General features: G+C 46.5%; 9 protein-coding genes. 8 read left to right on the forward strand and 1 reads right to left on the reverse strand.

What is annotated here, in order from left to right; genetic code table 11:
* Window positions 1-59 precede the first annotated feature (59 nt).
* Together DFP97_RS21455 and DFP97_RS21460 are read left to right on the forward strand one after the other, a co-directional pair.
* Entirely contained in the window at window positions 60-1,652 is a 1,593-nt protein-coding gene (locus tag DFP97_RS21455) for an ATP-binding protein (protein ID WP_114382236.1), read from the forward strand.
* Entirely contained in the window at window positions 1,649-2,344 is a 696-nt protein-coding gene (locus tag DFP97_RS21460; protein ID WP_114382237.1) for a response regulator, read from the forward strand. Before DFP97_RS21455 ends, DFP97_RS21460 begins: the two co-directional genes overlap by 4 nt.
* Window positions 2,345-2,454: 110 nt before the next feature.
* Here the strand turns inward: DFP97_RS21460 and DFP97_RS21465 are convergent, their stop codons facing one another.
* A complete protein-coding gene (locus DFP97_RS21465) occupies window positions 2,455-3,450 on the reverse strand; it encodes a LacI family DNA-binding transcriptional regulator (RefSeq protein WP_114382238.1) in 996 nt (331 codons plus the stop codon).
* A 445-nt stretch (window positions 3,451-3,895) separates the two neighbouring features.
* Here DFP97_RS21465 and DFP97_RS21470 point away from each other — a divergent pair, with 445 nt between their 5' ends.
* The 6 genes from DFP97_RS21470 (at window position 3,896) to DFP97_RS21495 (ending at window position 13,596) form a co-directional block, all read left to right on the forward strand.
* Entirely contained in the window at window positions 3,896-4,750 is an 855-nt protein-coding gene (locus tag DFP97_RS21470; RefSeq protein WP_114382273.1) for an ABC transporter permease, read from the forward strand.
* 16 nt (window positions 4,751-4,766) lie between these two features.
* Complete coding sequence (locus DFP97_RS21475) at window positions 4,767-5,660, forward strand: carbohydrate ABC transporter permease (protein WP_114382239.1); 894 nt, start codon at window positions 4,767-4,769, stop codon at window positions 5,658-5,660.
* Between the two features lie 75 nt (window positions 5,661-5,735).
* Window positions 5,736-7,472 carry a type 2 periplasmic-binding domain-containing protein gene (locus tag DFP97_RS21480; protein WP_114382240.1) on the forward strand — a complete coding sequence of 579 codons (1,737 nt, stop codon included), beginning with the start codon at window positions 5,736-5,738 and terminating at the stop codon, window positions 7,470-7,472.
* Window positions 7,473-7,581: 109 nt separating this feature from the next.
* Window positions 7,582-9,036: a glycoside hydrolase family 32 protein gene (locus tag DFP97_RS21485; protein WP_425453548.1), complete on the forward strand. Its 1,455-nt coding sequence runs from the start codon at window positions 7,582-7,584 to the stop codon at window positions 9,034-9,036.
* 130 nt (window positions 9,037-9,166) lie between these two features.
* Window positions 9,167-12,913 carry a discoidin domain-containing protein gene (locus DFP97_RS21490; protein ID WP_114382242.1) on the forward strand — a complete coding sequence of 1,249 codons (3,747 nt, stop codon included), beginning with the start codon at window positions 9,167-9,169 and terminating at the stop codon, window positions 12,911-12,913.
* Window positions 12,914-13,239: 326 nt separating this feature from the next.
* Entirely contained in the window at window positions 13,240-13,596 is a 357-nt protein-coding gene (locus DFP97_RS21495; protein WP_114382243.1) for a response regulator, read from the forward strand.
* Window positions 13,597-14,250: the final 654 nt, after the last annotated feature.

A 14,250-nucleotide genomic window follows, 5' to 3' on the forward strand; every position in this document is an offset into this window, starting at 1 on the left:
TACAATAGAGGCAATGCCATTCAGTAAGGTAGGTATTCTCTTTGCAAGGAGGTAATTGAATGCGATTACAAACCAGACTTATTTTGTTGATTGGAACGCTGCTGTTTATTATTATTATTGCGTTAACCTTTAGTTTTGAGAGAATGCTGGTGACTACGCTGCAAAAGAATGTGGGCGCCTCTGCACTTAAAATAGCAAAGACGGTAGCGTTAATGGATGTGATAAAGGATGCTTTTGACGAAGAAAACCCATCGGAAATCATTCAACCGATCGTTGAAAAAATTAGAATGGAAACGGATGCCGAATACATTGTCATTGGAAACCGCGAAGGTATTCGTTATGCCCATCCCTTGCCGGACCGGATCGGGAAAGAAATGATCGGCGGAGACAACGGACCGGTATTAAACGGCGAATCGATCATTTCGGAGGCTGTCGGCTCGATGGGGCCCTCACTGCGGGGGAAAACGCCAATCTACGATGATCATAATCAAATCATTGGTATTGTCTCAGTGGGTATCTTATTAAAAGACATTCATGAATCGGCCGCGACCTACCGGAATGCGATGATTATTTTTGCAGCAATTGCGCTTATGGTTGGATGCACAGGGGCTATCGCGATTGCGAATGGCGTTAAACGGTCCATTCACGGTCTCGAGCCTAAGGAAATCGGCTTGTTATATCAGGAGAAGAGAGCTATTTTGGAAACCATACATGAAGGGATCATCGCTATTAATACAGAGGGAACCATTACACTCGCCAATCATACGGCATTAAAGCTGATCGATCCGCTTGAGCGGATGGAGATTACCGGGAAGCATGTACGGGACGTCATACCGGATTCCCGTTTACTCGAGGTTATCAAATCCGGAAATGCGGAAATGGATCAGGAAATGGTCATTAACGATAGTATGGTTGTGGTCAATCGTCTGCCGATTTTTGACCGTCAGCATCAGGTCGTTGGCGCCGTATCCAGCTTCCGCAACAAATCCGAGCTGCTCCGTTTAACGGAGGAGCTTACGCAAGTGAAACGATATACCGAAGCGCTTCGTTCGCAAACGCATGAGTATTCCAATAAACTGTATACGATATACGGGCTCATCCAGCTGGAATCGTATCAGGAAGCGATGGATATCATTACGCATGAAACAGACGTTCATCAAAACCTCATCCATTTTTTATTGCAGGAAATTCCGGATCCTATTATTGGCGGTATATTAATCGGCAAGTTTAACCGTGCGAATGAACTAAAGGTAAGTTTAGAAATTGATGCGGAGAGTACGTTCAAAGATATTCCGAGCGGCATAAGCAGAAATCATCTCGTAACCATCATCGGTAATTTAATCGATAATGCTCTTGAGGCAGTTCTCGCTACAAGCAATGATAATAAAAAAGTTAAGGTCTATTTGACCGATGCAGGCAAAGCTTTAATGATCGTTATCGAAGACAATGGGGCCGGTATAGCGGATGAAGCGGCCGATCAGCTATTTGAGGTTGGTTTCTCAACGAAGCATGAGGGCAACCGGGGTTATGGGCTTTCCATTGTTAAACAGGCTGTACAGCAGCTGCAGGGGCATATCAGCTTCCATTCCCGTTCCCAGGAAGGCGCCGTATTTACTGTTGTTATTCCAAAAGAAAAGGAGAGAGAGCTATGATACGGGTGGTCATTATTGAGGACGATCTTCGAATTGCGCAGATCAACCGCCGTTTTGTGGAAAAGATTGAGGGATTCGAAGTGGTTGGCATTGCAACGGATGAGCAGCTGGCGCACGAGCACTTGGACATTTTAGCTCCGGATCTCGTACTGCTCGATTTATATTTTCCCGATATGAATGGGCTTGATCTTCTGCATTATATTCAGAAAAAGAACCCGTTAACGGATGTCATCATCATTACGGCGGCTAAGGAATTTGATACGGTACGGGAAGCAATCCGCGGCGGCGTGTATGATTTTATGATCAAACCGGTTGTGTTTGAACGTTTTCAGGAGAAGCTGAAATCTTATCAAAAGTATCATAGCCAAATGGCGCTGCTTGGAGGGGCGAATAAGCAGGTGGATCAGGAGGGTATCGATCAGCTGCTTTGGGGAGCAAGCGACAGAGCGGACAAGGATACCTATCTCCCCAAAGGGATCGATAAAATAACGAGCGAGAAGATCCTCACCTTCATTGATGGCGGTCCGGAGGTGCTGACCGCGGAGGAGCTTGGGAAGAGGGCTGGATTTAGCCGCACGACCGCCCGGCGGTATTTGGAGTATTTTGTGGCAAAGGGTGAATTGGTTGCCGACATCTCCTATGGAACCGTCGGCAGGCCGGAGAGAGTGTATAAGAGAGCGCAGCAGACTTGAACAGTCCAAGGCTTAGGAGTTCGAGTATCCTATGCCGTGCAAGCAACGATCAAATAACAAAGCGGTTGTCCCGGTATAATCTCCGGTACAACCGCTTTTTAGACTGTAAATTATCTTCGTCTAAACTTGGAGCTTTTTCTTTCGATCAAGGAGGGTTCCATCATAATATTTACCAAACTGGAGGGCACCTCTTGATTGATACGGTTCAGGAGTATTTCAAAACTAGTCTTTACCATTTCCCCAATCGGTTGATGAATGCTTGAAATCTCCATGATTTTCGCCAGATACGTATCGTCAAAACCAATGATGCTAACGTCTTCGGGAACACGAATTTGTCTTTTCTCTGCGGCTTTCATGAACTCAAGGGCCATGATGTCATTTTCCGCGAAAAGACATGTAAATTCAAGCTTTTCCGACTCATCCAAATATTTTTCGATATATCTGCGAATCATAAAGCTGTCATTAGAAGATTCAACAAGAAGGAAGTTATTTGGGTCAAACGTAAAGCCGTTTTCTTGTAAAACGCTTTCTAAACCGTAAAATTTTTCGTCGTCTCGTATCGATCCAATGTATCCAAATGTCTTGTGTCCTGAATGAATGAAGCTTTCGCCGGCCAATTTGCCTGCTTGAAGATGATTGATTCCGACACTGTCGAGCATTTTTTTATTGTTGGTTATCACAACGGTGGGGATATCAAGTTTTGAAATCCGCTCAAGGTTAAAATCGCTTGAAGGCACGATGATGATGCCATCCACCTGCCGGGAAACAAAGTTTTGTATATTCTCCCATTCCGTCACCGGATTGTATTTAGAGTTGTGAAACAAAATATTGTACCCGCTCTTCCTCGCTTCAAGCTCTAGCGAATCAATGATATCCACAAAATAAGGATTGTCGATCTCCCTTGTGCTTATGCCAATAATGTTCGTGCTGCTTCTTTTCAACGTTTGAGCCGCTTTATTGGGAACATAACCAACCTCTTCAACCACTTTCATAACGGTATTGACGATTTCTTCGCTGACTCCTTTATGGCCATTAAGGACCCGGGATACGGTCGGTTGAGACACTTTCGCCTTTTTGGCTATTTCCTTCATTGTCATTTTTGCCATCGGGATGAACTCCTTTCAGAGTTACTATATCATAAAACCAAGTGCAATAATATATTCTGAATAAAAATTTTAATATTCAAGAATACCTTTTTAAATTTAGAAATCGTATTCCTGAATTGTGAATAAATCAATCCTGTTAATGCCAGTGATATTTAACTTCAAACCTTTAGATTAGTATTGACAGCTGATAAATCAAAGTGTTATGCTTTCGTTGTAAGTGCTTCCATTGTTGTAATACGTATTCATAAATATTCATGAATGAGAACAGAATTATACTCTAGGGGGCGACAAATGAAATATAAAATAGTTTTATCGGGAGCGTGGCAATACTTTGTGAATTTTGAATGTGGAGGGATTCCCGCTAGTGAGTACTAACTTGAAGAATGAAAATGTGGGGTTAAAGCGGCGCAGGATTAAGAATCCCGATGTAAAGCATTACTTGATCATGCTTGTACCGGCTTTCATTTGGTTGATTTTATTTCAAATCGTTCCGATGTTTGGAATTGTGATCGCATTTCAGGATTTCAACCCGGGGGCCGGGTTTCTGCGTTCGGAATTTGTCGGTCTTGAGCATTTCCAATACATGTTCGAGTTGAGTGATTCTCGAGTTGCCTTGAAGAATACAGTGATCATTGCTATTGGCAAAATCACCGGCAATTTGCTCGTTCCGTTAGTATTCGCGCTGATGTTGAATGAGCTAAGGCAAAAGTACTTGGTCAAGATGATTCAAACGAGCGTATACCTGCCTTATTTCTTGTCCTGGGTTATTTTATCCGGCATTATGCTGCAAATCTTTTCGTTTAATGGCCCGATAAACAAGCTGTTGGAATTTATGGGCCTTGAGCCTCTCCTGTTTTTTCAAAATGCAGATTTATTCAGGGGTTTCATCATCGGATCGGATGTGTGGAAGGGCTTCGGCTTCAACGCGATCATTTATTTGGCCGCATTGGCCGGCATTGACAACACGCTCTATGAGGCGGCAGTGATGGACGGGGCGGGCCGCTGGAGAAAACTGTGGCATGTAACGCTGCCAAGCATTCGCAGCACCATCGCGCTATTAGCCATATTGTCGCTTGGAGGCATCCTGGATGCAGGCTTCGACCAGGTATACAACTTGTACAATCCGCTCGTGTACAGCACCGGAGATATTATTGATACTTTTGTTTATCGCGCAGGGCTGCAGGGGTTGGATTTCAGTTTTGGCACAGCGGTTGGTTTATTGAAATCGGTCGTCAGCTTTATTCTCATTACCTCAGGGTACTGGCTGGCGAAGAAACTTTTGGGCTACCGAATTTTCTGAGTATGGAGGGAACAAAGTGATCGAGAATCGTTCATTGGGATCAAAAGCGTTTGACACATTCAATTCAATCTTTCTCATTACCTTGACACTGCTGTGTTTGTTGCCGTTCTGGTATACCTTGATGATTGCGTTTAGTGAAAAAGAAGCCGTTCAGGCGGGAATTGTATCTTTTTATCCGATTGGCTTCAATTTATATTCGTTTGACGCGATTTTGTCGGATTTCGATTTCTTTAAAGCGTTTTGGGTATCGGTACAACGGGTTGTTCTTGGAGCGGCGTTTACGATGCTGGTCTTGTCGCTCGCTGCGTACCCGCTGTCCAGAACAAGCAAGCAATTTCCGGGACGCAATTTGCTGATGTGGGCATTCATCTTCTGCTTGTTGTTTAACGGCGGTTTGATTCCCTGGTATATCACCATGAGGAACTACGACCTGCTGGACAGCGTCTGGGGCTTGGTGTTAGCCGGCGGAATTCCGATATTCAACATGATTCTGATTACGAACTTCATCAAGAATCTGCCGGAAGAGCTGGAAGAAGCGGCGAAAATCGATGGGGCCGGTCCGTGGAGAGTACTGTTTCAGGTATTGCTGCCGCTCCTGAAACCCGTATTGGCGACCGTGCTATTGTTCACGATGGTTGGGCATTGGAATGAATTCTTTCAAGGGATGGTCCTGTCTACGCAAGCGGAAAATTATCCGTTGCAAACCTATATTCAACAGTTGGTTGCCTCGGCAAACCAAGCAAATATTGGGAACTTGACCCTCGAAGAACTCGAGCGAATTTCCAAGTTGAATAACGAATCCTTGAATGCGGCCAAGATTTTTGTGGCGATGATTCCGGTGCTGCTGATCTATCCGTTCCTGCAGAGATATTTCGTGAAAGGGATTACACTTGGGTCCGTGAAGGGCTAACCCGTGTGTCCACGATGTTGTTGTCCGAGGAGAACATTCTTTGACATAAATAATAAAAAAAAGGGGAATGAACGCATGAGATCAATCATTATTAAAAAAGCGAGCGCAGCAGCCTTGTCATTGGCGCTTGGCGCTTCCTTGCTCGCGGGATGTGCAGGTAATGGCGACAACGAGAAGTCTGCTAACAACCAGACTGCTAACAACCAGACTGCAGCTACAACTGATACGAAAGCGGATCCGTTTGGCAAACAGCCCGAACTGACCGTTATTACGAGGGGAACATGGTCGAATCCGGATGCGAAATACCCTGACGGCCAATCCTTGGAAGACAATGCGTACACAAGGAAGCTTAAGTCAGATTACAACATTGAGATCCAGAACGCATTCGTCGCATCCGATTATCCGAAGCAAGTGGATTTGGCAATCGCAAGCGGGAGTATCCCGGATTTCTTAACGAATCTGACTTATAGCCAGTACAGAGCGATTGTCAAAGCAGGCCTCGCCATGGACATTTCCGAGGTTTGGGAGAAGTACGCAAGCCCGAATGTGAAGAAAGTATACGACTCCAACAAGGAATTGTTCGACAGCATGGTCAAGCAAGACGGCAAGATGTATGGCATTCCTGGCTCCAAACCGCTTGTGGATTTCTTGCCTGTCATGTGGGTTCGTCAAGATTGGCTGGATAAATTGGGGCTTAAGGCGCCTACGAACCTGGACGATCTTGCAACCGTGGCGAAAGCGTTCGTCGAGCAAGATCCGGACGGCAACGGCAAAGCGGATACGGTGGGCCTTGTAGGTCCGAAGAAAGACGGAAAACTGTACCAGGATATGGATGACCAGAACTTCAGCTTGCACTTTGATCCAATCTTCTCAGCCTTCAACGCTTTCCCTGGGTTTTGGACAAATGGAAGCGACGGCAAAGCGGTTTACGGTTCGATTCTGCCCGAAACAAAGGCGGCTCTTGAGAAGTTGGCCGACATGTACAAACAAGGGTTGATTTCCAAAGGCATATTGACGTCTAACACAGAGGAACTGACTTCAAATAACAAAGCGGGGTTGTTCTTCGGTACTTGGTGGAACCCTTTCACTGAGATCGGAAACAGCTGGAGAAACGACAATAACGCCAACTGGCAGGCTTATACTTTTGCTCCCGGATCCGACGGTATTCAACTGGCGAAAGGCGGCAACGCAGCCTCTCAATTTGCGGTCATCAGCAAGGACGCCAAAAACCCGGAAGCCATTATTAAAATGCTGAACATTAAAACAGAAAGCTTGGATAAATTCGTCTCCAAGGAAGACCGGTCGGTTTTGTCGGATTATCCATACCCGTTCTACCTGACGTACTCGCTCGCGGACGGTCCCGCCTTAATCTTGCAGGGAGCGATTGACTATCAGAATGGCAAGGGTACGCTCGAAGAGCACCACGCTAACTTTGAGAGCTACGATCCTGGCGCGAACCCGATCTTCGACAAGTTGATCGCATTCAAAAAAGAGCCGTACGACAATACGAACATCTCGGCCTGGGATTTCTCCGGGGACAAGGCGAATGATTTCGGATTAGTTTATTCCTTTGGCGAAGGCTTGAGGCCTTATGTGAGTGGAAAGTTCAAATGGGTCAATACGTTGACTTATGTAAAAACCGAAACGATGGATAAACGTTGGGCCAATTTGAAGAAACTCGAGTATGAAACGTTCTCCAAAATCATTGTCGGCGTGCAACCGATCGACACCTTTGATTCATTTGCAGAGCAGTGGAAAAAAGAAGGCGGCGACAAAATCACGAAAGAAATTCAAAGCACGTTAGGTCAGTAAGATCCATATAGGTAACAATGAGTTCTGTCTTTGACGGAACTCATTGTTTGCCTGCCATTCTGGAATGTAGCGTATTATGATCGATAAGGATAGAGAGGGAGAGAAGTTTTTGTCTACTATAAAAGTTGATAAGTACCGTCCCAAGTTTCATTTTTCTCCTGCGTCTGAATGGATGAATGACCCGAATGGGCTGGTATATTTTGATGGGGAATACCATCTCTTCTACCAACACCATCCGTACGGAACGGACTTTGGGGCTATACATTGGGGACATGCGGTAAGCAGGGATCTCATGACATGGGAACACCTCCCTATAGCGCTAGCGCCAGATGAGAAGGGTATGATTTTTTCGGGCAGCGCTGTGGTGGATTGGAATGATACAACGGGTTTTTTCGACGGAAAGCCTGGCCTTGTAGCTATTTTTACTCACCATAATCCCGGGCTGGCACTAAAGGAAAGCCAAAGTATTGCCTATAGCAAAGATAGTGGCAGGACCTGGATCAAATACGAGGGCAATCCGGTTGTCACTTCCGACACCTATCGTGATTTTCGGGATCCGAAGGTTTTCTGGCATAAGGAATCGAAGCGATGGGTGATGGTTCTCGCTTGCGGCCAAACGGTTTGCCTGTACCATTCGCCAGATTTAAAAGAATGGAGCTTTTGCAGCGAATTCGGTAAAGGAATCGGTTCCCATGACGCAGTCTGGGAATGTCCCGATTTGTTCGCGTTACCTGTTGATGGGGATAGAACGAAACGGAAATGGGTCTTGCTTGTAAGCATTGGAGACGAGCCTCACATCAAGGAAGGTTCAAGAACCCAGTACTTCACCGGACATTTCGACGGTCGTGCCTTCGTACCGGATGAAGCTTCCCAAACCGTTCGCTGGCTTGATTATGGCAGGGACAATTATGCGGGCGTAAGTTGGTCGGACATACCGGAAGAAGACGGACGACGAATTTATCTCGGCTGGATGAGTAATTGGAAATATGCGAGATCGACTCCTACCGAAAGCTGGAGGGGCGCCATGACGGTTCCAAGAGAGCTTACACTGGAATCGAGGAATGGTGAAGTGGCATTGATTCAACGTCCTGTGATGGAACTGGAAAAGTTCAGAACTCCACTTGTAGAGGCGGAAGGGGAAGCTGTAAACGAGTTGAACTTGTTGTTGAAGAACCATCAGCTGGAAACGTATGAAATTGTAGCCGAATTTGAGCCTATGGAGGGCATTGACTCCTTTGGGTTTAAATTAAGAACCTCGGAACAGGAAGAAACAGCGGCAGGTTATTCCGTGAAGGATTCGGCCTTATATGTAGACCGCACTCGTTCGGGAACCGTTGATTTTCATGAGCATTTCACTGGCAAACATCAGGCTGTCTTGCTGCCAGATATGCAGTGTCTGCAGCTGCGTATTATTGTAGACCGCGCATCGGTGGAAGTATTTGCGAACGATGGTCTTATCGTGATTACAGATTTAATTTACCCGTCCTCATCCTCATTAGGATTATCATTTTTTTGTAACGGGAAGAACGAGCTACCCTATAAAGTTAGGATATTTAAATTATAGTTGTTCTGGGGGTGATGATATTTTGATCTGGACGTCGCCTCCCGATTTTCATTGACCTGTGGGAGCGTTTTCAATTTCTTTGAGGCTATGATTCATATCCAAACAATCTCTTACTGTTAGGAGAACAAACATGAACAAAACAAAAAAATCTTTTCTTCTACTATTAGTATCTGTCATGTGTATGAGTTTTGTTTTCATACCATCCTATCCAGTCCAGGCTGCAGAAAGCAATTCTGTTCAGGTTTGGCTGACAGACGTATCGAGCAACAAGTGGGTTGAACAACAAAACGATGTGTTATTCCAAACCGTGCAAACGAGTAACCCGCTTACGATCAATGTAGACGCAAGCCGCAAATATCAAGAAGTTCAAGGTTTTGGTGCGGGCATGACCGACTCTTCCGCTTGGCTAATCTGGAACAAGATGTCGGAATCTCAGCGCACGGAGCTGATGAATAATCTCTTTGATCCCTCGTCAGGCATCGGCCTTAGCTTACTCCGCACTCCGATGGGCGCCACGGATTTCAATGCATCCGGGAACTACTCCTATGACGACATGCCGGCGGGAGAAACGGATCCGACGCTGGCGGGCTTCTCTATCGGGCATGATGAGGAGTACATCATTCCGGCATTGAAGGAGGCTCTTTCGCTTAACCCTTCTATGAAAATCATGGCTACTCCGTGGAGCCCGCCAGGTTGGATGAAGACCTCCGATTCTATGATAGGAGGTACTCTTAAGAGCGAATACTATTCTGCGCTCGCCAACTATTTTGTAAAGTACGTACAAGCTTTCGATAATGCCGGTGTGCCAATATCTTATATTACGCCGCAAAATGAACCAATGGGCACTCCTACCTATCCCGGCATGTTCCTCTCCGCTTACCAGGAAACCCAGTTGATTCAGGAGATCGGCCAGGCATTTGAGGATAAGCAAATTTCCACGAAGATTTTAGCTTGGGACCACAACTGGGATGTACCTTCGTATCCCGAGAAGATTTTTAGCGATCCCTCTGCCACCGAGTACACCTATGGAACTGGATGGCACATTTATAGTGGCGACCCCATTTCTCAAACTCTAGTCCACAACGATTATCCAGGTAAACGCAATTTTATCACGGAAGCAACGGGTGGTATTTGGCAAGTAAGCACTCAGGAAGCGTTTTATGATTCACTTAATACTTGGATTATCAATGGTATGCGCAATTGGGCGGACGGGGTGGTTCTATGGAACATTGCACTTGACACCGATGGTGGTCCGCTCAACAGCGACACGGATGGTGAAGCCTGGGTTCGCGGATTGACTACTATTGATCCGGATAGCGGAGAAGTATCCTACAATGTAGACTATTACGCACTCGCTCATGCCAGCAAGTTTGTAAAGCCAGGAGCGTATCGAATTTACTCGAATACCTTTGGGAAAGGCAGCATAGAGAATGTTGCGTTCCAGAACCCGGATGGATCGAAGGTTCTGATTGCGTATAACTCGGGAAGCGACTCGAAGACCTTCAGTGTTGCAGACGGAACACAATCGTTCGACTACACCTTGAACGCCGGCAATGCCGTCACGTTTAAATGGGAGGGACCTCAGCAGAGCGGTACTACCCCTGCAGCGGCCGGTGTCACGGATGCGACCTATGACTTTAGGTTTAAGCCGAAGAAGAAATCCGCATCTGATTCGGCGATTATAACCTACGATCCGGCATTACTGGACTTTCAGAATACCGTCCATACCGGAAATAGCTTGATCACATATTCCCTTCCGATCGGAGCTTCTATCCAGACAGGAGGAACGTTGCTGGACCGTAGCCAGTGGACCGTCACGGCTTCGTCGAATTCGGGTGGGGATGGGACCGGGAATGCGACCGGAGATGCGGCCGTGAACGCTATCGACGGCGATCTCGACACAAGGTGGACCACCGGGCATGGGCTGAAGAACGGCGACTGGTATCAGATCGATTTGGGGAGCCCTGCGAGCTTCGATCAAATCGTCCTTGATAACAGCGTAAACAGTTCCTTCGACTACATTACTAAATATCAGGTATATGTTTCAAATGACGGCGTTAATTGGGGCAGCGCGCTTGCAAGCGGCAACGGCCACATTGGAAAGATAACGATCACACTGCCAACCGCGCAGACGGCACAGTATATTCGCGTTGTCAGTACCGGAACAAGCGGTTTCTGGTGGTCCATCGGTGAAATCAATGTGAACGGGTCTTCGACTGAAACCGGTTCGATCGCAGCTCCGACAAAGGTATCAAAAGGCCTCCAGCTGCAGAAATGGACCAGCACGGAAGGGACGCAGGTTTCCGTAGTATACAATGGAACCGGCAGCAGCCAGAGCTTCCCGATATCCACTGATAGCTCGTTTATCTATACGCTCCCTGACGGAACCTCAGCGATGTTCGCAACTAAGGATTCGTCAAGCTTCCCGACACCGGCCTTCGGCAGTTTGACGCCGAACGAAGGCATAGTGGGCTATAAGGTTACAATCGACGGTACTAACTTCGGTGACTTACAGAGACTGGGTACGGTCAATTTCGGATCGATCCCGGCCAACATAAGCAGTTGGTCAGATTCGAGCATCAGCGCATACGTTCCGGACGGACTTCAATCGGGGTCGGTTGCGGTTTCTGTGTATGGAAGCGATGGATCATATGCAGGCGGATCTTCATTCAACGTCAAAGGTCTACCTGCTGCGCTGTCGAAGACGGGTTGGACCGCAACGGCTACAGACATAAGTCCGTGGGGCGATGGTAATCCCGAAAACATGATTGATGACAATACTAACACTCGGTATAGCTCCGGAACAGGGCAGTACAATGGTCTTTCGTTTACAGTGGACATGGGGCAAACGCAGACTTTCAACAAGATTATGTTGGATTCCGGCAGCAGTACCGGTGACTATTCGCGAAGCTCAGAGGTGTACGTATCTTCGGATGGAACCGATTGGACCAAGGTTTCTTCCATAGTTTCAGACGGTCAACAAGTCCAACTGGCTGCCTTAGAAACGCAGACTGCTCGCTACATCAAGGTCGTCAATACCGGCACTGCGGGTACCTGGTGGTCAATCACAGAGTTTAACGTATACAACACTAGGACGAGTTGGACCGCAACGGCTACGGATGTAAGTCCGTGGGGCGATGTGCCAGGAAACATGCTGGATGGCAATGCTGAAACCCGGTATAGCTCTGGAACAGGGCAGTATGATGGTCTTTCATTTACAGTGGATATGGGGCAATCGGAGACATTCAACAAGCTTGTGATCGATTCCGGCAGCGGTAGCAATGACTATGCGCGAAGCTCAGACGTGTTCGTATCTACTGATGGAACCAACTGGACCAAGGTTTCTTCTGTAACAGGAAGCGGCCCAGTCCAAGAGGTCACCTTCCAGGCGCAGACAGCTCGCTACATCAAGGTCGTCTGCACCGGCAGTGAGGGTTACTGGTGGTCCGTCGCAGAATTTAACGTGTACAACGCAGAGGATACTGATTATCGGGCCGGTTGGACCGCAGCGGCTACGGATGTAAGCCCATGGGGCGATGTGCCAGGAAACATGCTGGATGGCAATGCTTCAACCAGGTATAGCTCTGGAATAGGGCAGTATAATGGGCTTTCTATTACAGTGGATATGGGGCAATCGGAGACTTTCAACAAGATTGTGATCGATTCCGGCAGCGGCAGCAATGACTATGCGCGAAGCTCAGACGTGTACGTATCTACGGATGGAACCAACTGGACCAAGGTTACTTCTGTAACAGGAAGCGGCCCAGTCCAAGAGGTCACATTCCCATCGCAGACAGCTCGCTTCATCAAGGTCGTCTGCACCGGCAGTGAGGGTTACTGGTGGTCCGTCGCAGAGTTTGACGTGTATCACAACTGAAGAGCCGCAGAATATATATCAGGAAGTATATGGTGTTAGTAAGACTGCCTATGAACCGGGGACGTTAGCTCAAAGAGATCAGGCTGCATCGATTATTTACAGATTCCTGGAGGCAATAGAGGAATTGTAGAAGTAACAAAACCATCGCCCAACCCGGGCGATGGTTTTTTGGAAGGAAATAGGGTCAAGTTCTTGTCATTTATGAGAGTTCTTTGTCAACCGATTTCCACTGAAGATCTACATCCATCGAGTAACGGAGGCAAGCCGCCGATCTCCATACCCTTTATGGCAGACAAACCTATTTTGATAATAAAAGGTGAAGTACAATGGCTAAGATACTTGTTGTTGATAATGCGGTACCTGTGAGAGTCTTGATTAAAGTTATCCTTGCCAATGGCGGGCATGAGGTTATTGGAGAGGCATCCAGTGGCAGAGAAGCGGTAGAAAAATACCGTCAATTAAAACCTGATCTGGTTACGATGGATATTAACATGCCGGTTATGGATGGAGTTAAGGCAGCTCTTCAGATCAAACTGGAGGATTCGGAGGCAAAGATCGTGATGTGCTCAACGATGGGCCATTTAGTTGTACAAGCCATGCAGGCGGGCGCCACTGATTTTATCGTAAAACCATTTGATATAGACCGATTTCTTGATGCCGTTAATAGAGTACTGGCCGGATAAAAGGGGAGGACTTTTATGTAGTGAAAGATAGCTAATGGTAGTTGTAAAAATCTATGCTTGAATAAACCGGCCATCAAGGTCATGCTTATGCTTATGCGGAATGGGGACATAGTCCACAAGTACCTCAAAAGAGGGGCGAAACGGATTAATAACGGATTCTATGTCCGCGTACACCTAGCCGCAAAAGCGCGAATTCCTAATCGCGGCAGCCCTTAACACCGGATTTTGTCCGAGTTGTTATTTAAACCGTTCCACCAATGGGAGATTCTAAATTTTCTTAAACTTACGAATAAATTTTCAGAATATTAAGAATAGTATAAAAATTACTTGTATTTTATAAAACGCTTACATATACTATAACTAATCAGACAGAAAAGAAATGGACGGCAGCTTAATCAGGAGGTGACGCCTATGAATAAGGACGGAAGTTTAGTTATCGGGTTATTCTGGGGTACCACATTATCTATTCCTTTATGGGTATCATTGATTGGGTGGGTAGGGTTAATAGTCGATATGATAAATAAAATCTAGTTTTACAACGATACTGAAGTGTACCCCTTAATATAGGAATTGGAAAAATCCTTATGCTCCGAGACGTGAAGCCTTTGTCTACACGTGACGAGAAGTGGACATATCGGAAGGCCATTCTCTGCA

Source organism: Paenibacillus prosopidis, assembly GCF_003337375.1.
Taxonomy (GTDB): domain Bacteria; phylum Bacillota; class Bacilli; order Paenibacillales; family Paenibacillaceae; genus Pristimantibacillus; species Pristimantibacillus prosopidis.

Bases quoted from the DNA above. Each gene is read 5' to 3' on its own strand.
- DFP97_RS21480 (WP_114382240.1), top strand. From the start codon at position 5,736: ATGAGATCAATCATTATTAAAAAAGCGAGCGCAGCAGCCTTGTCATTG.
- DFP97_RS21495 (WP_114382243.1), top strand. From the start codon at position 13,240: ATGGCTAAGATACTTGTTGTTGATAATGCGGTACCTGTGAGAGTCTTG.
- DFP97_RS21490 (WP_114382242.1), top strand. From the start codon at position 9,167: ATGAACAAAACAAAAAAATCTTTTCTTCTACTATTAGTATCTGTCATG.
- DFP97_RS21455 (WP_114382236.1), top strand. From the start codon at position 60: ATGCGATTACAAACCAGACTTATTTTGTTGATTGGAACGCTGCTGTTT.
- DFP97_RS21465 (WP_114382238.1), bottom strand. From the start codon at position 3,450: ATGGCAAAAATGACAATGAAGGAAATAGCCAAAAAGGCGAAAGTGTCT.
- DFP97_RS21470 (WP_114382273.1), top strand. From the start codon at position 3,896: ATGCTTGTACCGGCTTTCATTTGGTTGATTTTATTTCAAATCGTTCCG.
- DFP97_RS21460 (WP_114382237.1), top strand. From the start codon at position 1,649: ATGATACGGGTGGTCATTATTGAGGACGATCTTCGAATTGCGCAGATC.